This window comes from Planomonospora alba (assembly GCF_039534085.1).
GTDB lineage: Bacteria > Actinomycetota > Actinomycetes > Streptosporangiales > Streptosporangiaceae > Planomonospora_B > Planomonospora_B alba.
Map to the genome: position 1 here is coordinate 24,915 of NZ_BAAAUT010000055.1, position 19,980 is coordinate 44,894.

Annotated in this window: 17 protein-coding genes; 9 read left to right on the forward strand and 8 right to left on the reverse strand. The window is 75.1% G+C overall.

Going from position 1 to position 19,980, the window contains the following annotated elements; genetic code table 11:
• Positions 1-10 precede the first annotated feature (10 nt).
• Both ABD823_RS27275 and ABD823_RS27280 read right to left on the reverse strand, forming a co-directional pair.
• A complete protein-coding gene (locus ABD823_RS27275) occupies positions 11-916 on the reverse strand; it encodes a phosphotransferase enzyme family protein (protein ID WP_344864474.1) in 906 nt (301 codons plus the stop codon).
• Positions 913-2,364 (reverse strand): helix-turn-helix domain-containing protein, encoded by a 1,452-nt coding sequence (locus tag ABD823_RS27280; protein WP_344864476.1) that lies wholly within the window; start codon positions 2,362-2,364, stop codon positions 913-915. The genes ABD823_RS27275 and ABD823_RS27280 overlap by 4 nt, the downstream gene beginning before the upstream one ends.
• Positions 2,365-2,598: 234 nt before the next feature.
• Here ABD823_RS27280 and ABD823_RS27285 point away from each other — a divergent pair, with 234 nt between their 5' ends.
• On the forward strand, positions 2,599-2,883 hold the full coding sequence (locus ABD823_RS27285; protein WP_344864478.1) for a hypothetical protein: 285 nt from the start codon (positions 2,599-2,601) through the stop codon (positions 2,881-2,883).
• A 172-nt stretch (positions 2,884-3,055) separates the two neighbouring features.
• Here ABD823_RS27285 and ABD823_RS27290 read toward each other — a convergent pair whose 3' ends face one another.
• Positions 3,056-4,270 carry an FAD-dependent oxidoreductase gene (locus ABD823_RS27290; RefSeq protein ID WP_344864480.1) on the reverse strand — a complete coding sequence of 405 codons (1,215 nt, stop codon included), beginning with the start codon at positions 4,268-4,270 and terminating at the stop codon, positions 3,056-3,058.
• A gap of 90 nt (positions 4,271-4,360) precedes the next feature.
• Between ABD823_RS27290 and ABD823_RS27295 the strand changes: the two genes are divergently transcribed.
• A complete protein-coding gene (locus tag ABD823_RS27295) occupies positions 4,361-4,987 on the forward strand; it encodes a TetR/AcrR family transcriptional regulator (protein WP_344864482.1) in 627 nt (208 codons plus the stop codon).
• Between the two features lie 66 nt (positions 4,988-5,053).
• On the opposite strand, the gene ABD823_RS27300 is transcribed toward ABD823_RS27295, so the two are convergent.
• Positions 5,054-5,950, reverse strand: a complete 897-nt coding sequence (locus ABD823_RS27300) for a permease-like cell division protein FtsX (protein WP_344864484.1) — start codon at positions 5,948-5,950, stop codon at positions 5,054-5,056.
• Positions 5,951-6,131: 181 nt separating this feature from the next.
• On the opposite strand from ABD823_RS27300, the gene ABD823_RS27305 reads away from it, so the two are divergent.
• The gene (locus ABD823_RS27305; RefSeq protein ID WP_344864486.1) at positions 6,132-7,370 is read left to right on the forward strand and encodes a sensor histidine kinase; all 1,239 of its coding nucleotides are present in this window, start codon (positions 6,132-6,134) and stop codon (positions 7,368-7,370) included.
• Between the two features lie 184 nt (positions 7,371-7,554).
• Here the strand turns inward: ABD823_RS27305 and ABD823_RS27310 are convergent, their stop codons facing one another.
• A complete protein-coding gene (locus ABD823_RS27310; protein ID WP_344864488.1) occupies positions 7,555-8,922 on the reverse strand; it encodes an APC family permease in 1,368 nt (455 codons plus the stop codon).
• Between the two features lie 185 nt (positions 8,923-9,107).
• Here ABD823_RS27310 and ABD823_RS27315 point away from each other — a divergent pair, with 185 nt between their 5' ends.
• A complete protein-coding gene (locus tag ABD823_RS27315; RefSeq protein WP_344864490.1) occupies positions 9,108-9,521 on the forward strand; it encodes a hypothetical protein in 414 nt (137 codons plus the stop codon).
• Between the two features lie 304 nt (positions 9,522-9,825).
• On the opposite strand, the gene ABD823_RS27320 is transcribed toward ABD823_RS27315, so the two are convergent.
• On the reverse strand, positions 9,826-10,992 hold the full coding sequence (locus ABD823_RS27320; RefSeq protein ID WP_344864492.1) for a glycosyltransferase family 4 protein: 1,167 nt from the start codon (positions 10,990-10,992) through the stop codon (positions 9,826-9,828).
• A gap of 35 nt (positions 10,993-11,027) precedes the next feature.
• Here ABD823_RS27320 and ABD823_RS27325 point away from each other — a divergent pair, with 35 nt between their 5' ends.
• The 3 genes from ABD823_RS27325 (at position 11,028) to ABD823_RS27335 (ending at position 16,454) form a co-directional block, all read left to right on the forward strand.
• Positions 11,028-11,861 carry a PIG-L deacetylase family protein gene (locus tag ABD823_RS27325; RefSeq protein WP_344864494.1) on the forward strand — a complete coding sequence of 278 codons (834 nt, stop codon included), beginning with the start codon at positions 11,028-11,030 and terminating at the stop codon, positions 11,859-11,861.
• 34 nt (positions 11,862-11,895) lie between these two features.
• The gene (locus ABD823_RS27330; protein ID WP_344864495.1) at positions 11,896-12,960 is read left to right on the forward strand and encodes a lysylphosphatidylglycerol synthase domain-containing protein; all 1,065 of its coding nucleotides are present in this window, start codon (positions 11,896-11,898) and stop codon (positions 12,958-12,960) included.
• 104 nt (positions 12,961-13,064) lie between these two features.
• Positions 13,065-16,454 (forward strand): ATP-binding protein, encoded by a 3,390-nt coding sequence (locus tag ABD823_RS27335; RefSeq protein ID WP_344864497.1) that lies wholly within the window; start codon positions 13,065-13,067, stop codon positions 16,452-16,454.
• A gap of 119 nt (positions 16,455-16,573) precedes the next feature.
• Here the strand turns inward: ABD823_RS27335 and ABD823_RS27340 are convergent, their stop codons facing one another.
• Positions 16,574-17,095, reverse strand: a complete 522-nt coding sequence (locus ABD823_RS27340) for a hypothetical protein (protein WP_344864499.1) — start codon at positions 17,093-17,095, stop codon at positions 16,574-16,576.
• Between the two features lie 124 nt (positions 17,096-17,219).
• On the opposite strand from ABD823_RS27340, the gene ABD823_RS27345 reads away from it, so the two are divergent.
• The gene (locus tag ABD823_RS27345; RefSeq protein ID WP_344864501.1) at positions 17,220-17,831 is read left to right on the forward strand and encodes a DedA family protein; all 612 of its coding nucleotides are present in this window, start codon (positions 17,220-17,222) and stop codon (positions 17,829-17,831) included.
• Positions 17,824-18,921 (forward strand): D-alanyl-D-alanine carboxypeptidase family protein, encoded by a 1,098-nt coding sequence (locus ABD823_RS27350; RefSeq protein ID WP_344864503.1) that lies wholly within the window; start codon positions 17,824-17,826, stop codon positions 18,919-18,921. Before ABD823_RS27345 ends, ABD823_RS27350 begins: the two co-directional genes overlap by 8 nt.
• A gap of 21 nt (positions 18,922-18,942) precedes the next feature.
• Here ABD823_RS27350 and ABD823_RS27355 read toward each other — a convergent pair whose 3' ends face one another.
• Entirely contained in the window at positions 18,943-19,788 is an 846-nt protein-coding gene (locus ABD823_RS27355; protein ID WP_344864505.1) for a TrmH family RNA methyltransferase, read from the reverse strand.
• Positions 19,789-19,980: the final 192 nt, after the last annotated feature.

Here is a 19,980-nt window from a genome sequence, read left to right on the forward strand (position 1 = left end):
TTGGTGATCTTTATGGGGAGACAGTAACGGGTTCGGCCATGTACCACCGGGCGTTCTTCTCACCCCGCGCGAGGGAGTCGAGGCGGCGGGGCAGCTCCTTGCGGGAGAAGGGGTCGGTGGCGGCGTTGCGGATGTGGATGCCCACGGCGTACATGTCCCGCACCTCCATGAGCGTGGAGTAGCCCGGCCACGCGCGCAGGTCGCTGCCGTAGGCGGTGGCGAAGGCGTCCACCTCCGCCGCGGTCAGCCCGAAGCGGCGCTGGCCGTGGTAGGTGTGCACCAGGTCCCACTCCCGGGGGCCGACCGCCACGCCGTCCCAGTCGCACAGGATCACATGGCCGTCGGTACGGCGCAGCAGGTTGTCGATCCAGGCGTCCCCGTGCAGCAGCACCGGCGGGTGGTCCGCCTCCAGGGCGGCCCAGCGCTCGGTCAGCTCCGCGATGCGCCCGCCCAGCCAGGAGCGCTGGGCGGGGGTGAGCACCGTCGAGCGGCCCACCGCCCGGCGCACCTCGGCCAGCGGGTCGGCGAACCGCTTCAGCGCGACCGGCGGCACCGGGAGCCGGTGCAGGGCGCGCAGGACCTCGCCCAGCTCGGTGGTGGTGGGCCGACCGCTGGCCGGGACGTAGTGCCAGAAGGTGACGGCCCGGCCGCCGTGCACCACCGGCTGGTCGGAGATCTCGTCGGCCGGGCGCACCGCGGGGAAGCCCTGGCCCGCCAGCCAGCGGGCCACCGCGAGCACCCCCGGCAGCCGGGCCTGCGCGCCGGGCGCGGTGGCGATCCGGACCACGATCTCGCTGCGCAGCTTGAACACCGCGTTGCTGCGCACCCGCAGCAGCCGCGCGCCGCGGTGGTCGATGCCCATGCCGTCGCAGACCCCGCGCAGGACCGCGAACGCCTCGGCGGCGAGCGCGCTCATGATCCGGCCGGGGCGGTGTCGGCGAGCAGGTCCGCCAGGCGGCGCGCCGCCGCCGTCTTCCGCGGCCCCGCCGGCACCGCCGCCAGCAGCGTCCGGGCCCGGTCCACCACGATCGACGTGCGGTGCTCCGGCGGCACCTGGAGCAGGGCCCGCTCCGCCAGCTGGCAGCCCTCCTCCACGCGGCCGTCCCGCACCCGGTGGGCCGCCTGGTCGAGCAGGATGAGCACCGGGTCGATGGTGTAGGGCCCGGAGGGGGCGGGCGTCCAGTCGACCTCCTCGCCCAGCTCGATGAGCGTGCCGATCCGGTAGAACTGCAGCCGCCGCTCGGAGAAGCGGAACGCCAGGTGGTCGTGGCCCTCCGGGGGCATCCGGGCGAAGATCTGCTCGGCCTCGGCCAGCGCCGCCCGGGCGGCCTTGTGCTCGCCCATCCGGGCCAGCGCCCGGGCCTCGGCCGCCGCGCCGAGCGCCGCCGGGGAGCTGGGGGCGTTCCCGGCCAGCATCCTGGCCTCACGGGCCAGCCGCAGGGTCTCGGTCAGATCGCCGTAGTAGTAGGGCAGCATCGCCTGCTGCGCCCGGACCAGGGCGCGCAGCCGCAGGTCTCCCATGTCGTCGGCGGCGGTGCGGGCGGTGCCGTACCAGGCGTGGGCCTGGCGGGTGTCACCGAGCTTCATCAGCGCGTCGGCCGAGAGCAGGGTGAGCATCACGGTGGCGTTGAGCAGGCGGCGCTGGTGCATCGCGGGCTGCCGGGCGGCCACCAGCGTCCGCACGTCCGACAGCTCCAGCATCAGCCGGTAGAGCATCGGCAGCGGGGCGCTGCTGATGTACTCGCGCCGGTAGCGGACCACCTGCTCGTCCAGGCGGTCGAGCTGGTCCTCGGTCACACCGGCGAGCGCGAGCGTGCGGTCGAGGTCCTGGCGGGTCCGCTCGACCTCGGCCATCAACCGCCCGCTCATCGCGACGCGGGAGCCGAGCAGCGCGTGGTGGAAGAGCGCGCGCCGCTCGGTGTCGCCGTCGCCCTGTCCCCTGGCCTCGTGCAGCGGGCCCGCCCCGCCCTCGGCGCCGCCGCCGGCGACCACCACGACCTTGGCCCCGCCGCCGCCGTCCTCGCAGTAGTCGCCCGCCAGGCCGAGCCGTACGGCGTTGGCGCGGTACAGCCGCGCCAGCAGCTCGATGGTCTGCGGCCGCGGTCGGGCCCGGTGGTTCTCCCACGCGTTGAGCAGGTCGATGCTGACCCGGGCCTCACCGAGGTCCTGCCGCTCGCACAGCTCCTCCAGCTCGCGCACCGCCTCCCTGGCCGACCACCCGCGGGCCAGCCGGTGCGCCTTCAGCAGACTCACCCCGCAGCAGCCGTGGACGGCCTGCGCGGTCTGCCACAATGTCCACTGCCGGGACTCGGCCTGCTCCCGCCACCGTCTGGCGCAGGCAGGCGAATGCTCCCCTCGTGCCACGGCGCCCCTCCCGGTCCCTGTTCACAGAAGATTAACGAGGGCGCACCTCAGCGTAACGAGACCTGTGCACCACATTTCCTTTACCCGTGGTTTCCGCACGGAATACTCGCCGGTTTCCCAGGTATTCCACGTATCCGCCCCGCTTCCGGCGAAGGAAACCGATTGCCGTTCTGTCCCCCGAGACCGCACTCTGCGGGATAAGACAGTCACCAGCGCCCATCGGGGGTGATCCGGATGACGGCTGATCGGGGCGAGGCAGTGGGCCACCTGCGGCGGCTGGCCGCCCAACTGGAGGCGCAGGCGTTCCGCACGCGTCTGCAGGCGCGCGAGGGGCTCTTCCCCCGCCTCCAGGTGACCAATCCGATGGTCCCGGCCCGGACCGAGGACGTGCTCGCCGCCCACGAGGAGGACGGCGAGTGGTGGTTCTGGCTCTCCTGGGCCGGGCGCATCGGGCACGCCGAGGACGTCGCCACCGCGGCGGAACGGGTGGCGACCGTCCTGCAGGTGATACGGAGATAGGTGTTTCTTGGGTGGCACATGGGTAACACCCGTGATCAAGAGCAGAAAGGAGCGGCCCGTGAAGAGGACACAGATCACCCAGCAGCGTCCGCGTCCGCCGCGCAAGCCGGTGTCGCTCGACCTCCGGACGCCGTCCGGCCGGGTGCTGCCCTTCTAGACCCGCCGGGACCCGTCAGTCCAGCGCCCGGGAGAGGTCCTCGGCGTAGAGCCAGGCGGTCGCCCTGGCATAGAAGTACCGGAGGACGAACGGCATGAGCAGCTCGTTCACCCGGCGGCCGACCGGGCCCGCCGTCTTGGCGTCCCGGTTGGCGCTCGCCGCCCTGGCCGTCTTCGTCAGACGGGCGCGGCGCTCGCGGTCGTAGCGGGCCAGCGCGGCGGACACGGACCTCTCCTGCCGCAGGGCCCGGCCGAGGACGACGGCGTCCTCGACCGCCATGGCGGCCCCCTGGCCGGCGCCCACCGGGTGCGCGGCGTCGCCGACCAGCACCGTCCGGCCGTCCTGCCAGACTGGCACCTCCGCCAGCACGTGGTGGAGCGCGGGCCGGTGGACCCGGGTCGCCGCCCGGATGATCGCCAGGGGGGCCTCCTCCCTCCGGTAGAGCTCCTCCAACCTCTCCAGACCCGCCTCCACCGGCTCCCGCCCGCTGGAGACCTGGGCCGTCCACCAGACCTCCCCGCCGGGGGCGACGAGGTGGATGAAGGCCCCGTTGCGGGCGAAGGTCATGGTGAAGACCCCCGGCTCCCCCGCGACGCCCGCGGGGACGCTCCGGGAGACCCCGGAGACGCTGTAGATGCCGGCGTAGCGCGGCTCGGGGGCGGCCGGATCCAGCGCCCTCCTGACGACCGACCAGATGCCGTCGGCCCCGACCACCAGATCGGCCCCGTCCACGTCCACCCCGGGGAGCCCGCCCACCGGAGCGGTCCCCCGGCCCGCCGAGGTCGCCGGCCCGCGCGCGGAGACCCGGGCCCCGCCCGCCGGGACGGGCGCCGGGCGCACCGCCTCCGCCGTCAGGCGCACTCCCGTGACGATCTCCGCCCCCGCCCGGAGCGCCGCGGCGCGCAGCTCCTCCACCAGGTGGGCGCGCATCAGCGTCACGCTGTTGCGCGGCTCGCCCGGCGGGCGCCCCCGCGGGACGTCGCCCAGCAACCTGCCGGAGCCCGCCCGCATCCGCTGGCGCGCCACCTCGAACCCGCGCCCGGCGACGGCCTCGCCGCAGCCCAGCGCGTCGAGGGCACGCAGCCCGTTGACGGCCAGGCTCAGGAACGAGCCCACCTCCCCCGCGGGGTCCTCGTACGCCTCGGCGACCGTGACCTCGGCCCCCGCCTTCCGCAGCGCGATCGCGCTCGCCGCACCGGCGACGCCCCCGCCCACCACGATGGCTCGCACGACATCTCCCTGAATCTCAATTCACCGAATATGGATTCAGTATGCGGATTGCTACGGTCGTAGGTCAAGAGACAGGCGAGGAGGAACCGGGTGGGTGTACGCAAGGCCAGGGCGGCCGAGACCGAGGCCGCGCTGAAGGACGCGGCCCGCCGTCTGTTCGCGGAGCGGGGCTACCTGAACACCAAGATCACCGACATCACGGCCGCCGCCGGACGGGCCACCGGCTCCTTCTACGACCACTTCGCGGGCAAGGAGGAACTGCTCCAGGCACTCCTGCGGGACATGGACGCCCAGGCCGACAGTGAGATCGCCGCCCGCGAGCATCCCGCCGACCACGACCTGACCGACCGCGAGCAGCTCCGCGACCACATCGCCATCGCCTGGGCGGTCTTCCGCGACCACCTGCCGGTCATGGTCGCGCTCCTGCAGTCGACGATGACCGAGGACCTCGGCTCCGGCCGTGCCTGGGAGCGGCTCACCGGCGAGACCGCCGTCTTCCGCGACCACCTGGAGCACCTGCGGGAGCGGGGCCACCGGCTCCCCGGGGAGCCCGTCCTCGTCGGCGCCGCGATGGGCGCGATGTTCTCGATGCTCGCCTACGCGCTGCTCACCTCCGGTGGAAAGGGGCCGCAGGTCACCGACGACCAGGTGATCGACACCCTGACCGACCTGATCCTGCACGGGCTCGCCGGGCCGCCCGCCGACCGTCCCGGGTGACGCGCCGGGAGCGCGGGTACGCGCCGCGCCACGACCGGGACGCGGCAGATCACCGGGGGCGGTGCGTCACCGGGAGCCGATGACCTGGACGTTCCGGACACCGGGTCTGCTCCGCACCCCCTTGGCGATCTCCGGAGCGGCCGCCGGGCCGGAGAGCTTGACCCGGAAGGACTCGTTGATCACGTCGGCCCGGAAGCGGCGGTCGCCGGCCGGCAGCTCCGGGTTGTAGTGCCGCTGCAGCCGGGCGGCGTGTCCGCGGTCCTCCAGATGGACCGCCTCCACGCCGGGCCGCCCCCGGAGCCAGGCGAAGATCGCCTCCTTCTCCGTGTCGGTGGCGGCGCCCACGGCCCCCGGCGGCCTGTTCCTCGGGCACTCCTGTATCGACCAGCCGTCGGTGCCGCACAGGATGACGGCGAGATCCGCCCTGCCCGCCCAGAAGTCCGTGGGGACCCGGAACACGTCGTAGACGCCGGGCATCGCCTCGATGCGCGCCGCCACGGCGGCGAAGTCCCCGCTCCGACGGAGCGTCCCGCCGAGCTCGTCGGCGAACAGGGCGCGGTCGGCCGGTCCCGTCCACTCCCCGGTCACCGCCGCCTCGGCGACGACCCGCCGGTGCTGCTCCTCCCCCGTCACCACGGTGACCTCGGCCAGCTCCGGCATCGCCCGCATGCGCCCGGCGAGCGTCCGGCGGTGGGCCGCGCCCTCCTGCGGGGAGCAGTTCCCCGGCCCCGGGTCGGCGTCGCACGTGAACACCAGGAAGCGCAACTGGACCGGGAACGGGGCGTCGGGCGGGGGAGGCGGCGTGCGGGAAGATCCGTACAGGTGCACGCCCACGGCCCCGGCCGCCGCGAGCGCCGCGCCGCAGACGGCCAGCCGCCCGGCGCGCGCCGCCGCCCAGGCCCGGATCCGCGGCTCCCGGTCCGGATCGCCGCCGAAGGAGAGTTCCTCGTAACCGGACGCCACCCTGACAAGTGTGCCGGACCGCCGGTCGCACGGCCACACCGGCGGAGCCGCCGGTCCGGCCACCGCGTACGAGCCGGTCCGGCCCGCTCTTTACCCGGCGCGCCGTCCCCGGCAGGCGCCAACGGCGGGTGGAGCGGGTAGGAGTCCCCGGACATGCCATGCAGGAGCAGGTGGGCGGAGCATGATGGCGCAGGCGCCGGGTCCGGACGATGAGGCCGCGCGGCTGAAGGAGATCGACGAGCTGGGAGTGCTGCAGGTCGTCACGGAGCCGATCTTCCAGGCCGTCGCGGAGCTGGCCGCTCACGTCTGCCGGACGCCGGTCGCGCTGGTCAGCGTGCTCGGCCGCGACCGGGAGTACTTCAAGGGCCGCGCCGGCGTCGTCTCCGAGGCCATGGAGCGGAGGGCGGCGTTCTGCCCCGCGACCGTCACGGCCCGCGCCCTGGTGGAGGTGCCCGACGCCCTGGCCGACCCGCGCTTCCGCGACGACCCCGCCGTCGCCGGGGAGCCGTACGTGCGTTTCTACGCGGGCGCCCCGATGATCAGCGACCGCGGCCACGCCCTGGGCGTGGTGTGCGTCTTCGACCACCGCCCCCGCCGGTTGCGCCCGGAGCAGCACCGGGCGCTGGAGACCCTGGCCGTCTGCTCCGTCGGCATGCTGGAGCTGCAGCACCACGCCCGCCAGGCCGAGGAGGTCATCGCCCGGCTGAGCCGGCTGGAGGAGCTCAAGCACCAGTTCCTGCGCACCGTCAACCACGAGCTGCGCACGCCGCTGACCTCGATCCGCAGCTACCTGCAGCTGATCCAGGAGGGTGACCTGGACCCCGCCACCGAGCAGCACTTCCTGCGGGTCATCGAGCGCAACGGCGACCGCATCCTCCGCCTGGTCGACGACCTGCTCCTGATGTCCAGCCTGAACGCCCGGACCGCGACCTTCCACCCGGCCCGCGTCGATCTGGCCGAGCTCGCCCGGCAGGCGGTCGGCGAGATCTCCGCCAAGGACTGGACCGGCGACCACTCCCTGGCCCTGGAGGCCCCGCGGCCCGTGGCGGTGCGGGCCGACGCCGAGCGCATCCGCCACGTGCTGGCCCAGCTGCTCGACAACGCGGTCAAGTTCACCCCGGCCAAGGGGCGGATCACCGTCACCGTGACGGGGGATCCCGTCCCCACCGTGGAGATCGCCGACACCGGCATCGGCATCGAGCCGGACGAGCTGGAGCGCGTCTTCGACGACTTCTACCGGGCGCCGCAGGTCGAGGACCAGGCCATCGGCGGCACCGGGATCGGCCTGCCCATCGTGCGGAAGATCATGCTCATGCACGGAGGGGACGTGCGGATCGACAGCCACCCGGGCGCGGGCACCCGCGTGCGCCTGACCCTGCCGGCCGCACCGGAGCACGATCCCGGACCGGTCGCGGGCTGACGCCGCCACCCCGTGCCGGCCGTCGGTTTCGAGACGGAAAGTCTCAGAGAGTGGACGAAACAGTCGGTGGGCTGACGTAGTCTCTCTCTACTCCGACAAAAGGGAGTGAAAGATGAGAAAGGCTCAAACTATCCAGAAGCCCCGGCCACCCCGCCGGCCGGACCCGCTCGACCTCCGCACGCCCTCAGGGCGACGGCTGCCGTTCTGACCGGGGCCGGCGGCCGTCCCGCCCGCTCAGGAAGAGCCGGTTCACGAACCACAGGACCGCCCCGATCCCGATCAGCAGGCCCGCGCGGACGTAGACGTCGGCGTCGCGGCCCGTGACGGGCAGCGCCAGCACGAGGCAGACCACCGCGCCCAGCGCCGGCATCCAGCTCGGCGCCCGGAAGTGCCCGTGCTCCACGCGGTCCTTCCGCAGGACCAGCACGGCCACGTTGACCATCGCGAACACGCACAGCAGCAGGAGCACCGTGGTGTCGGCCAGACCGCCCACGTCCCCGGTGGCGACCAGCACCACCGCGACGGCCACGGTGAACAGGATGGCCGCCCAGGGGGTGGCGCGCCGGGGATGGACGGCGGCGAAGACCCGGGGCACGATGCCCTCGCGCGCCATGCCGTACACCAGGCGCGAGGCCATCAGCATGTTGATCAGGGCGGTGTTCCCCACGGCGAGCAGCGCGATCAGCGCGAACAGCTTGGGCGGGAAGGCCAGCCCCGCGACCCGGACGACCTCCAGGAGCGGGCCGGTCGAGCTCGCCAGCGTCTCGGTCTCCACCAGCGTCGTCGCGGTGAACGCCACCGCCATGTAGATCAGCGTCGCGACCGCCAGGCCGCCGAAGAGGGCCCTGGGGAAGTCGCGCTGCGGATTCTTCGCCTCCTCGGCGAGGTTGACCGAGTCCTCGAAGCCGAGCAGGGCGTAGAAGGCGAGCGCCGTACCGCCCAGCACGCCGAGCAGGGCGCCGCCCCCGGCGTGGAACTCCAGCGCCCGGGAGGGCTCGCCGTCGCCCTGCAGGAGGGCGTAGACCCCGATCGCGACGATGACCAGCAGGCCGAACGCCTCGATGATCGTCAAAACCACGTTGACCTTGATCGACTCGGAGATGCCCGCGAAGTTCACCAGGGTCACCAGGGCGAGGAAGACCAGCGCCCCCACCACGACCGGCAGCGTCACGAACTCACCGAGATAGGCGCCGCCGAAGGCCAGGGCCGCCGCGCTCGCCGAGGTGATCCCGCTCATCAGCACCGCGAAGGCCACGATGAACGTGACGAAGGGCATCTCGAACGCCTTGTTGGCGTAGAGCGCGGCCCCGGCGGCCCTCGGATACTTGCCCACGAGCTCGGCGTAGGCGGTCGCGGTCAGCGCGGCCAGCGCGAACGCCACCAGGAAGGGCAGCCAGAGCGCCCCGCCCACCTCCCCCGCGACCTTGCCGACCAGCGCGTAGATCCCCGCGCCGAGGATGTCCCCCACCACGAACAGCAGCAGCGTCCGGCGCCCGATCACCCTCTTCAGGGAGTGCGGGCCGGGATCGGGATCAGCGGTCGTCTCGGTCATGCGCCTCCCCTACCCGTGATCAGCACGGCCTCACGGCATCGGCGCTGTAAGCCGCGTGTAAGTGGTCCGCAAGGAGGGTGCCTAGAGTTCCACTCATCCCAGATTGCAGTGAAAGGCAGCCGATGTTCTCCCTCCTCTCCTCCCGTCGCGTCGCCGCAGCCGTTGCGGGAGCCGCACTCATCTCCATGACCGCCGCCTGCGGGGGTTCCGCCACCTCGACGGGCGGCGGCTCCACGACCGCCGCCGGCGGTTCCACCTCCGCGGCGGACGGCGGTTCCACCTCCGCGGCGAGCGGTGACTCCAAGGCGGACATCTGCACCGCCGCCCAGAAGCTCCTGACGGACTACAGCTCGTCGATGGCGGCGAGCGCCGGCGACCTCGACAAGTTCAACGCGGCGAACCAGAAGCTCTCCGACGACTTCAAGACGCTCGCCGAGAAGACCGACGGGGACCTGGCCGCCGCGCTCAACGAGTTCTCCGCCACCTGGGGCGCCCTGAAGATCGACGCCGGAGACCCCAGCGCGGCGCTGACCGCCTTCCAGGACCTGGGCAACAAGGCCACGGAGGCCGGCACCAAGCTCGGCACCGCCTGCGCCTGACATGGTCCTGCGCCTCCTCGGGGAGGAGGCGCAGCCGGGTGCGGCCGCCGCTCCGCCCGCCGGGGGGGCGGGACGGCGCGGCGGCCGCCCCCGATCCCACCGGGGCCTCCGCCACCACGGACCGCCCCGCGCGTCACCACAGGGGCGCCCGCCACCACGGGCCGCCCCGCCCGGGGACACCGGCACGGGCCGCCTCACCGCACGGGGGCGACGGCCCGTGCCGCCGTCTTCCCGCCCCCCTGATCGCCCCTTGAGCGTCCGGGCCTCCGGGCGCTGCCGTCCCGCCCGGCGGCACAGTCCGCGATCACCCCTTGAGCGTGCGGGCCTCCGCGTAGCAGCGGTCGAAGCCCTCCAGCACCGCCGGCCACGCGCAGCGCACCGGCTCGGTCGCGCGGTTGTGCGCCGCGATCGACTCGCGCAGCCCCCGGTCGCGGGCCAGCCGGGCGACCGAGGCGACCAGCTCGTCGAAGCTCCGGCCGAGCAGTCCCTCCTTGCCCGGGCGCACGAAGTCGGCCACGCCGCTCTGCGCCCGCGCCACCACCGGGACGCCCGCCGCCCTGGCCTCCAGCGCCGCCAGCCCGAACGACTCGCGCGGCGCCGGGGCCACGAACACGTCCGCCGAGGCGAGCACCTCCCGGATCCGCTCGCGGCTGTAGCGGCCGGGCAGCGAGACCCAGCCGGTCATCCCGTTGGCCCGCAGGTAGCGCTCCATCTGCGCGCGCGCCGGGCCGTCCCCGACGATGGTGGCCCGCAGCGGCACCGCGGCCGGCACCTGGGCGCGGGCCTCCTTCAGCAGCCGGAGCAGGCGGACCGGCTGCTTGCGCGGGGCCAGCCGCCCCACCGCGACGACGTGCACCGCCGCGGGCCGCGCGTCCGGCCCGCCGTCCCCCTCGCCGTCCCGCTCCCCCGCCGCCGCGCCGCCGTCCGCCGGCCGTACGGCGGGAGCCTCCGGGCGCCAGGCGGAGACGTCCAGGCCGTTGGAGACCACGTGCACCGGCACCCCCGGCCCGGCCACCGCGCGGATCGGCCGGGCGGCGGCCTCGCTCACCGCGGTGCCCACCAGCCCCCAGCCCTGCCAGCCGGTCAGCGCCCGCAGCGCCCGGTAGAGCACGCGGGTGACCGGGTCCCACATGCTGTGCACGGTCACCACCACCGGCAGCCCCGCCCGGGCTGCGGCGCGCACGCCCATCCAGGCGAACGGCGAGACGGCCCCGGCGTGCACGTGCACGACGTCCGGCCGCCGCGCCGCCAGCAACCGGAGCAGGTGCCCGGTCCCGGTCGGGTGGACGGGCAGGTCGAACGGGAGCTTCGCGACGATCCGGTGCACCCCCGGCAGGGGCTCCCCCGGGGTCGCGGTCACCACCTCGGCGTCGTGACCCGCCTCGCGCTGCATCCGGACCAGGTCGGCGACCTGCACCTCGATCCCTCCGAGGCGCGGCAGGTAACAGTCACTGACGTGGATGATCCTCACGCTGCCAGCGTAGTCCCGCGTGAGATCATGGCCGCGTGCCCGCTTCCACACGACGCCCGTCCACCGCCCGCACCGCGGTGTTCTTCCACGCCCATCCCGACGACGAGGCCCTGCTGACCGCGGGGACCATGGCCATGCTCGCCGCCGAGGGGCACCGCGTGGTGCTCGTCGTGGCCACCTCCGGCGAGCGCGGCCAGGCCGACATCGCCCCGGGCGAGGCGCTCGGCGAGACCCGGATCGCCGAGCTCTACAAGTCCGCGGCCGCGCTCGGCTGCGCCCGGGTGGTCAACCTCGGCTACGGCGACTCGGGGCTGGCCCCGGGCGGCGGGGTCGCCGAGGACCGCCCCGCCGACGCCTTCATCGACGCCGACGGCGAGGAGGCGGCCAGGAGGCTGGCCGCGATCCTCACCGAGGAGGGCGCCGACCTGCTGACGATCTACGATCCCGCCGGCGGCTACGGCCACCCCGACCACGTCCAGGTGAACCGGGTGGGCGGCCGCGCCGCCCAGCTCGCGGGGACCCCGATCGTGCTGGAGGCGACGGTCAACCGCGACCCGCTGCTGCGCGGGCTGAGGCTCGTCCGCAGGTTCTACCCGCAGCTGGACGTGCGGGCCTTCGAGCGGGCCTACTCCCCCGCCGAGGAGATCACCCACCGGGTGAACGTGCGCCGCTTCGCCCGGCAGAAGCGGGCGAGCATGGCGGCCCACGCCACCCAGGCCACCGGGGCCGACACCCGCACGCTGGGCGTGATGCTCAAGATCCCCCAGCCGCTCTACCGGCTGGTCTTCGGCACCGAGTGGTACGTCCAGCGGGGCCTGCCGTCCGGCACCAGGCTGAGGCACCCCTTCGAAGTTCCTCCCAAAGCATGAGGCCCGGCCCGGCACACTTGGTCCGGGAGGGCACATGAAGAACAGATGGGTCCAGATCGGTCTGTCGGCCGCGTCACTGGGCCTGGCCGCCGTGCTGGTGGTCTTCCTGCCGCAGGTCGTGCAGGCGCTGACGGGCAAGACCGTCTCCTGGGCGGAGATCGGCGCCCGCTTCGCCGCGCTGAGCTGGCAGGCGATCGCGCTGATGGCCGTCCTCTGGCTGGCCAGCCTGCTGGCCTACACGCTCGTGCTGACCTCGTCCCTGCCGGGGCTGACGCACCTGCAGGCGCTGACCCTCAACGCGGGCGGCAGCGCGGTCAGCAACCTGCTGCCCTTCGGCGGCGCGGCCGGGGTCGCGCTGACCTTCGCCATGACGAAGGGCTGGGGATTCCCCACCCGGGCCGTCGTGGTCTCCACCCTGACCAGCGGCATCTGGAACACCCTGTTCCGGTTCCTGCTGCCCGCGGTGGGCATCGTGGCGCTGCTGGCCAGCGGGAAGGCGCTCAGCCCCGCCGTCGTGCAGGCGGGCTGGGCGGGCGCCGCCTCCATCGGCGTCCTGGTCGCCGTGGCGGGCGCGGCGATCTACTGGGACCGCGCCGCGGCCCTGCTCGGCCGCGTGCTGGACGCCCTCGTACGGCTGGCGCCGGCGCCGGTCCGCCCCGCCGAGCGCGCCGCCTCCACCGCCCTGACACGGCTGCGCGCCGACACCTCCGCCGTCGTGCGCAGCCGCTGGCCCGGCCTCACCTGCGGCATGCTCGCCTTCCTCGGCCTGCAGTGGCTCGTCCTGCTCTGCTGCCTGCACGCCACCGGCGCCTACCCGGGCCTGGCGCAGTCGATCGCGGCCTTCGCCCTGTCCCGGGTGCTGACCACCGCCCTGGTCACCCCGAGCGGGACCGGGATCATGGAGGCCGGCACCGTCGGCGCGCTGGTCTTCTTCGGTGTGCCCGCCGATTCGGCGGCCGCCGCCGCACTGCTTTTCGGGTTCTGGACCTACACTGTCGAAATCCCCTTCGGCGGTCTGGCCCTGGGCGCGTGGGCGCTGCTGCGCCGGCGCGAGGGCGCGCAGGCGCCCACCGAGGAGCCGGCCGGCCGTCAGGGGTGACACGCCGGGCGCCCCCGCTCCGGCGGAGGGTCCGCCGGCCCCCCGGAGGACCTCACCTGCCAGATGAGGAAAGACCTTGTACGCGATTCGAAGGCCCGCGTAGCGTGACGACTGACATGGTGGCGTTCCGGGTTCTCGGTCCGGTCGAGGCCCACTCCGGTGAGGACGCGCTCGACCTGGGCGGGCTGCGCCAGCGCGCCGTCCTCGCCCGGCTGCTCGTCGCCCGGGGGCAGGTCGTCCCCGTCGACACGATCCTGTACGACCTGTGGGACGACGACGCGGCCAAGGGCGCGCAGTCGGGCCTGCAGGTCTACATCTCCCGCCTGCGCCGGGTCCTGGAGCCCGGCCGCCCGCGCGGCGGCCCCAACCGGCTGCTGGTGACCGTCGCCTCGGGCTACGCGCTGCGGGTGGCCCCCGACCAGGTGGACGCGCTCCGCTTCGAGTCCCTGGTCCGCGCCGCCGCCGAGCAGATGGAGGGCGACGACCCGGCCTCGGCCCGGGTCCGCCTGGAGAAGGCCCTGGGCATGTGGCGCGGGACCCCGTACTCCGAGTTCGCCGACCAGCCGTGGGCCGAGGCCGAGGTGAACCGGCTGGCGGAGTTGCGCCTGGTCGCCCGGGAGCGGTACGCCGACACCGGGCTCCGCCTGGGCCTGGCCGCCGAGACGGTGCCCGACCTGGAGGCCCTGACCACCGAGCACCCCCTGCGCGAGGAGGGCTGGCGGCTGCTCGCGCTGGGCCTGTACCGGTGCGGGCGGCAGGGCGACGCGCTGGCCGCGCTGCGCCGGGCCCGCACGATCCTCGCCGACGAGCTGGGCATCGACCCCGGCCCCGCGCTGCGCAAGCTGGAGTCCGACATCCTGGCCCAGGACCCCGGCCTGGAACTGCCCGTCCCGCAGCGGCAGCGCCCCGTGGTACCGGCCGACACCTGGCCGCCCCGGCCCACCGCGCTGGCCCCGGTCGAGCCGCCGCCGCTGGAGCCGGAGCCGTTCGTCGGCCGCGACGCCGAGCTGGAGCGCCTGCTGGCCGCCGCGGCCAGGACCGGCCGCTTCACCGTCGCGGTGATCAGCGGTGACGCGGGCGCGGGCAAGAGCACGCTGGTCCGGCAGCTCGCCGCGCGGCTGTCGGCCGAGGGCTGGGGCACCGCCTCCGGCGCCTGCCCGGACAGCAGCGCCACGCCTCCCGGCTGGGCGTGGGTGGAGATCCTGCGCACCCTGGTGGGCATGGCCGGTCCCGGCGAGTACGCGCCGCTGCTGGCGCCGCTGCTGGACGACACGGCCCCCGACCCCGACGACGACCAGGCCTCCGGCGGCTTCCGGCTGCACCGGGCGGTGGGCGGCTACATCGCCGCGATCGCGCGCGACATCCCGATCCTGCTCACGCTGGAGGACCTGCACTGGGCCGACGACCAGACGCTGGCGCTGCTGCGGGCGCTGCCGAGCCTGCTGGCCGGCAGCCGGGTGCTGCTGGTGGTGACCGGCCGTGACAGCGAGCTGACCGCCCAGCAGTCCGAGGTGCTGGCCGCGCTGGCCCGGCTCGGCCCGGTCCGGGTGCCGCTGTCCGGGCTGGCCCCCGAGGCGGTGGCCGAGCTGGTCCGGGCGACCTGCGTGCGGGAGGTGGACGCCGAGGCCGTCGAGAGCATCGTGGAGCGCACCCGCGGCAACCCCTTCTTCGTCCGCGAGACCGTGCGCCTGCTCGACGCCGAGGCGGTCAGCGACCGCGCCACGGCCGCCGAGGTGATCTCCGGCGTGCCGTCCGGCGTGCGCGACGTGCTCCGGCGGCGGATCTCCCGGCTGCCCGCCGGCGCCCAGCAGATCCTGCTCCAGGCGGCGGTGATCGGGCGCGACGTCGACGTGGACGTGCTGGTGGACGTGGCCGGCGACGAGGACGCGGTGGTCGAGGCGGTGGAGGCCGCACTGCTGGCCGGCCTGGTCACCGAGCCGGGCCCCGGGCGGGTCCGCTTCGACCACGACCTGATGCGCGACACGATCTACTCCGACGCCTCCCGGCTGCGCCGCTCGCGGCTGCACGCCGCGGTGGCGGCGGTGATCGAGCGCAGGACCCCCTCCGACGTGGCGGCGCTGGCCCACCACTACGACGCGGCCGGGACCGCGGAGACGGCGGTCAAGGCGGTCCACTACGCCCGGCTCGCCGCCGAGCAGGCCGAGCGGCGCTTCGCCCACCGGGAGGCGGCCACGCTCTGGGAGCAGGCCATCGCGGCGTTCGACCGCTCCGGGGTCACCCAGACGCCGGAGACGACCCGCGAGCGGCTCCAGTTGACCCTGCGGCTGATCCGGGCGCTGGCGCTCTGCGGTGACATGGCGGCGGCCCGGCGGTACCGGCGCGAGGCGATGGAGGCGGCCCGGCCGCTCGGCGACCTGGAGCTGACCGCCCGGGTGGCCGCCTCGCTGGCCGTGCCGCACAAGGGCATGGCCCGCGACTTCACGCGGACCGCGTGGGAGATCGTGGACGTCGCCGAGCAGGCGCTGGTGGAGCTGCCGGCGGCCGAGCAGTCGCTGCGGGCGAGCCTGCTGGCCACGGTGGCACTGGAGCTGGAGGGCTCGGCGACGTCCCGGGGCGAGCAGGCCTCGCTGGAGGCCGAGGAGCTGGCCCGCCGCACCGGGGACCCGGCGCTGCTGGCGACCGCGCTGAGCGGGCGGCTGCGCCAGTCGTACGGCATCGCCCCGGTCGGCGAGCGGGAGGTCATCGGGCGGGAGCTGCTCCAGGTCGGCGAGGCCAGCGGCCAGGTCGCGGTGCAGGCCCTGGCCCACCTGGTGCTGATGGAGTGCGCCGCGGCCTCGGGCGCGTTCGCGGAGGCGGACCGGCACGTCGCCGCCGCCGAGCGGCTGGCCCGGCAGTACGGCCTGCCCGCGCCGCTGGCCGTCGGCGCGTGGTACGCCGGGCAGCGGCTGATGATCGCCGGTGACTTCGCCGGGGCGGAGCGGGCCTACCGGGACGCGGCACGGCTGACGGCCCGGGCCGGGATGCTGGAGGGCCGCCAGGACCTGCCGCTGATCACCACGTTCTGCCTGCGGCTGGTCAACGGCCAGGCGGCGGAGATGGTGGAGCCGCTGGCCGAGGCGCACCAGCGCGGCGCCAAGTGGACCCTGGACGCCTACGCGGTGGCGCTGGCCTCGGCCGGGCACGAGCGGGACGCGCGGGCGCTCATCTCCGTCAAGACGCCGGTGCGCCCGGACTTCCTGTACGAGCTGGCGCTGATCTGGCGGGCGCTGGCGGGCATGCTGCTCGACGACCGGGAGCGCATGGTCGAGGCGTACGACACGCTGAAGCCGTTCTCCGAGCGGATCGCGGGAGCCGGCACCGGAGTGGTCGCCCTCTGGCCGGTCGCGCTGACCCTCGGCGACCTGGCGGTCCGGCTGGGCTTCGCCGACGCGGCGCGCTCGCACTACGCCAAGGCGCTGGCGGTGGCCGAGCGGGTCGGCGTGGCCCGCTGGATCGAGGCCGCCCGGCGCTCGCTCGGCTCCGACGGCGAGTGAGCCCTCCCCGTCCCGGCCCGCCGGGACGGGGCCGCCGTCCGGGCCGCGGGGCGGTCCCCTCCGGGCGGGCGGCGCGGTGCCCGCGCGTGCGGGCACCGGAGCGGGCCGGGGGCGCGGGGTCAGCAGCCGACCGTGAACTTCCCGCTGTACAGCGTCTCGCCGCCGGATACCGAGAGCTTCACCCGGTACACGCCGGGGTTGTCGACGATCCGGGGCCGCCACTCGACGGTCCGCTTCCCGCCGCCGAACCCGCCGCCGGAGGTCAGGTAGGTAAGCCAGCGCTCCGTGGCGGGGCTCCAGCGCTGCAGGTGCCAGTCGTAGGAGACGGTCGCCTCGGGGTCGGCACCGGCGATCACGCTCCGGGCCCGGTACGGCCGGTCGCAGCGACCGCCCGAGGCGAGCTCGTCGACGGCGACCGTGCCCTCCCGCGGCGCCCGCTCCGTGGCGGCCGCGACCGCGTCGGCCGACAGGGTCACGGTCCGCACCCGGTCCTGACCGCCGGTCTGCTCCCGGGCGGCGGAGCCGCCCAGGGTGTCCGCCCCCGCGTAGAGCCCCGCCAGGAGGAGCGCGGCCACCGACAGCCTCACGACGGTCGCGGTCCCGCTCGCCACCACCGGTACGACACTGTTGCGCGGACTCATGACAGGCACCTTTCCTCGTTCCGCCCCAGGTGTACGGCAGGCGGGTTGACCTCCGCTTGCGGCCTGCTTGCAGTGACGACCGCCTCCCCGCACGCCTCCCGAACTGAGGTAAGCCTGACCTAAGATGACGTATGAGGAGCAAGCGACCCTGGCGGTGACGTTCACGATGCGACCCCTCGCGGCGGCCATTCCCGACCCCACGTCGGCGTCCGTCTTCGGCCTGCCGCTCTGGCTGTGGGTCGTCGTCGGCGGGATCGCGCTGTTCGGCGCGTTCCAGGCCTACTACTGGATCGGCCACGCCCTCGGCGCCCGGCTGTACGCCTCCCGGATCGGCCGCCGGATCAGCCCCGAGGGCGTGCGGGCGGCCGAGAACGCGGTGCGCAGGTGGGGCGCGCTCGCCGTCTACGGCTGCTTCTGGGTGCCCGTGCTCCGGCACACGCTGCCGTGGGTGGCGGGCGTGCTGCGCGTCTCCTACCCGTGGTACGTCGTGGCCAGCGCGCTCGGCTGCCTGACCTGGGTGCCGGTCACGTCCTTCGGGCTCTACTCGGTCATCTGGGGCTGGGTCCGGCTGGCCGCCGAGTCGCCTCTGGCCGCGGGCGCCGCCGCGCTCGCCGTGCTCGCCGCGGCCGCCCTCCTCCTGCGGTGGCGGCGCCGGCGCCGGGCCGCCCGGCGCGCCGAGGAGGAGCGGATCACGCAGGACTCCGGCGGGCCCTGCCACGATGGCTCGCATGCCTAACGGGGGAATCCGCCTGACCGCATGCGCCACCGCGACCGGCCTGGCCGGTCTGACCGGGCTCGCCGGCCCGGCCGCCGCGCACGCCGTACCCGCCCCGGCCGCCGCGCCCGTACCCGCCACCGCACCCGGGGAGCGGCGGGCGGCGCCGCACGACCGGCCCGCCGTCGCCGCGCGCGCGGCCTACCTGGTGGACACCACCACCGGTACGGTGCACCTCGGCAAGCGGGCCGGGCGGCGGTTCCCGGTGGCCAGCCTCACCAAGATCATGACCGCCTACGTCGTGCTGCGCGAGGCCCGGCTGACCGACATCGTGACGATCAAGGCCCGGGACGTCACGTACGCGCGGCGCAACGACGCCACCCACGCCTCGCTCCGCGCCGGGGAGCGGCTGACCGTCAGGGACCTGCTCCACGGGGTGATGCTCCCCTCCGGCGCGGACGCCACCCACGCGCTGGCCCGGGTCTACGGTCCGGGGCAGTCGCGGTTCGTGGCCAAGATGAACGCCGCCGCCCGCTCCCTGGGGCTGGCCGACACCGTCTACACCAACGCCGACGGGCTGCCCCGCCCCCGCGGCAACCACTCCACCGCCGCCGACCAGGCGAGGCTCACCGACGCCGCGCTGCGCCACCCGGTGCTGGCGGCCATCGCCGCCACCGAGAGATACGTCGTGCGCGGGAGCGCCGCGCACCGCCGGCACGTCTGGACCAACACCAACGAGCTGCTCGGCGCGCCCGGCGTGCTGGGCGTCAAGACCGGCTACACCGGCGCCGCCGGTTACTGCCTGGCCTTCGCGGCCGACCGCGGCGGCCGCAGGCTGGTCGGCGTCCTGCTCGGCGAGACCAGGTCGGACCGGCGTTTCCGGACCGCCGGACGGCTGCTGGACTGGGCGGCGGGCCGGGCCGCGGCGGAGGACGCGCCGGACGGTCCCGTCCCGGAGGGCGCGACCCCGGACGGCCCGGTGCCCGGCGGCCCCGTCCCGGGCGGCCCCGTCCCGGGCGCCCCCGTCCCGGACGGCCCGGTGCCCGGCGGCGCGGTGCCGGGGCCGTCCGGCCCGCCGCCCGCCCTGGCCCTGGACGGCACCCTGCCGTGAGGCCCTCCCCGGGCGCGGCCCCTACCGGGCCGGACGGTCCCGGCGCATCAGACCGTGGCAGGCGATGGCGGCGGCGGCCACCACGTTGAGGGAGTCGACGCCCCTCTCCAGCGCGGCCGGGCTCATCGGGACGCAGACCGGCAGGTCGGCCTCGCGCAGCCAGCGCGAGGAGAGCCCGTCGCCCTCCGAGCCCAGCAGGAGCGCCACCCGCTCCCCCATCTCCGCCTCGTCCAGGGGGACGGCGCTCTGGTCGGGGGTCAGCGCCAGCGTGCGGAAGCCCGCCGCGCGCAGCTCCGCCAGACCGCCGTACCAGTCGTCCATCCGCGCGTACGGGATCGCGAAGACCGCGCCCATGGAGACCTTCACCGCCCGCCGGTAGAGCGGGTCGGCGCACCGGGGGGAGAGGACCACCGCCTCGACGCCGAGGGCGGCGGCGCACCGGAAGATCGCGCCGACGTTGCCGTGGTCGACGAGGTCCTCCAGGACGAGGACGCGGCGGGGGGCCGCGACCGGCTCCCCGCCCGGACGCCGGCTCCCGGCGAGGATCTCCGCCACCGGGGGCAGGGCCCGCCGCTCCATCGAGGCGAGCGCGCCCCGGTGCACCGGGAAGCCGGTGATCTTCTCCATCACGGCGTCGTCCACCACGTGGACGCGGTCGCCGAGCCCTTCGAGGACGTCGGCGAGGGAGTCGACCCAGCGGCGGGTCAGCAGCACCGCGCGCACCGGGTAGCCGGCCGCGACGGCGCGCCGGATGACCTTCTCCCCCTCGGCGATGAACAGGCCGTGCTCGGCCTCCAGGCTCTTGCGGAGTTCGACGTCGCGCAGGTCGGCGAAGTCTGCCAGGCGGGGGTCCGAGGCGTCGTGCACCCTCGCATCCTGCCACGCCCGCTCCCCTGCTCAGGACGGGCGGCCGCGGCCCCGCGGGCGGTCCCGCCCGGCCGTCCCGGGCGGGACCGCCGGGCGGGAGCGCCTCAGATCTCCTCGGAGGGGTTGGTGGGGTCCGTCTGGCGCGGCTGCGCCTGGGCGGCGATCTTCGGGTGGTGCAGGTCGAAGGCGGGC

What these genes read in the sequence shown, in the direction of transcription:
- ABD823_RS27340 (WP_344864499.1), bottom strand. Translation starts at nt 17,095, where the DNA reads ATGAGTCCGCGCAACAGTGTCGTACCGGTGGTGGCGAGCGGGACCGCG.
- ABD823_RS27345 (WP_344864501.1), top strand. Translation starts at nt 17,220, where the DNA reads ATGACGTATGAGGAGCAAGCGACCCTGGCGGTGACGTTCACGATGCGA.
- ABD823_RS27275 (WP_344864474.1), bottom strand. Translation starts at nt 916, where the DNA reads ATGAGCGCGCTCGCCGCCGAGGCGTTCGCGGTCCTGCGCGGGGTCTGC.
- ABD823_RS27285 (WP_344864478.1), top strand. Translation starts at nt 2,599, where the DNA reads ATGACGGCTGATCGGGGCGAGGCAGTGGGCCACCTGCGGCGGCTGGCC.
- ABD823_RS27305 (WP_344864486.1), top strand. Translation starts at nt 6,132, where the DNA reads ATGATGGCGCAGGCGCCGGGTCCGGACGATGAGGCCGCGCGGCTGAAG.
- ABD823_RS27350 (WP_344864503.1), top strand. Translation starts at nt 17,824, where the DNA reads ATGCCTAACGGGGGAATCCGCCTGACCGCATGCGCCACCGCGACCGGC.
- ABD823_RS27310 (WP_344864488.1), bottom strand. Translation starts at nt 8,922, where the DNA reads ATGACCGAGACGACCGCTGATCCCGATCCCGGCCCGCACTCCCTGAAG.
- ABD823_RS27330 (WP_344864495.1), top strand. Translation starts at nt 11,896, where the DNA reads ATGAAGAACAGATGGGTCCAGATCGGTCTGTCGGCCGCGTCACTGGGC.
- ABD823_RS27315 (WP_344864490.1), top strand. Translation starts at nt 9,108, where the DNA reads ATGACCGCCGCCTGCGGGGGTTCCGCCACCTCGACGGGCGGCGGCTCC.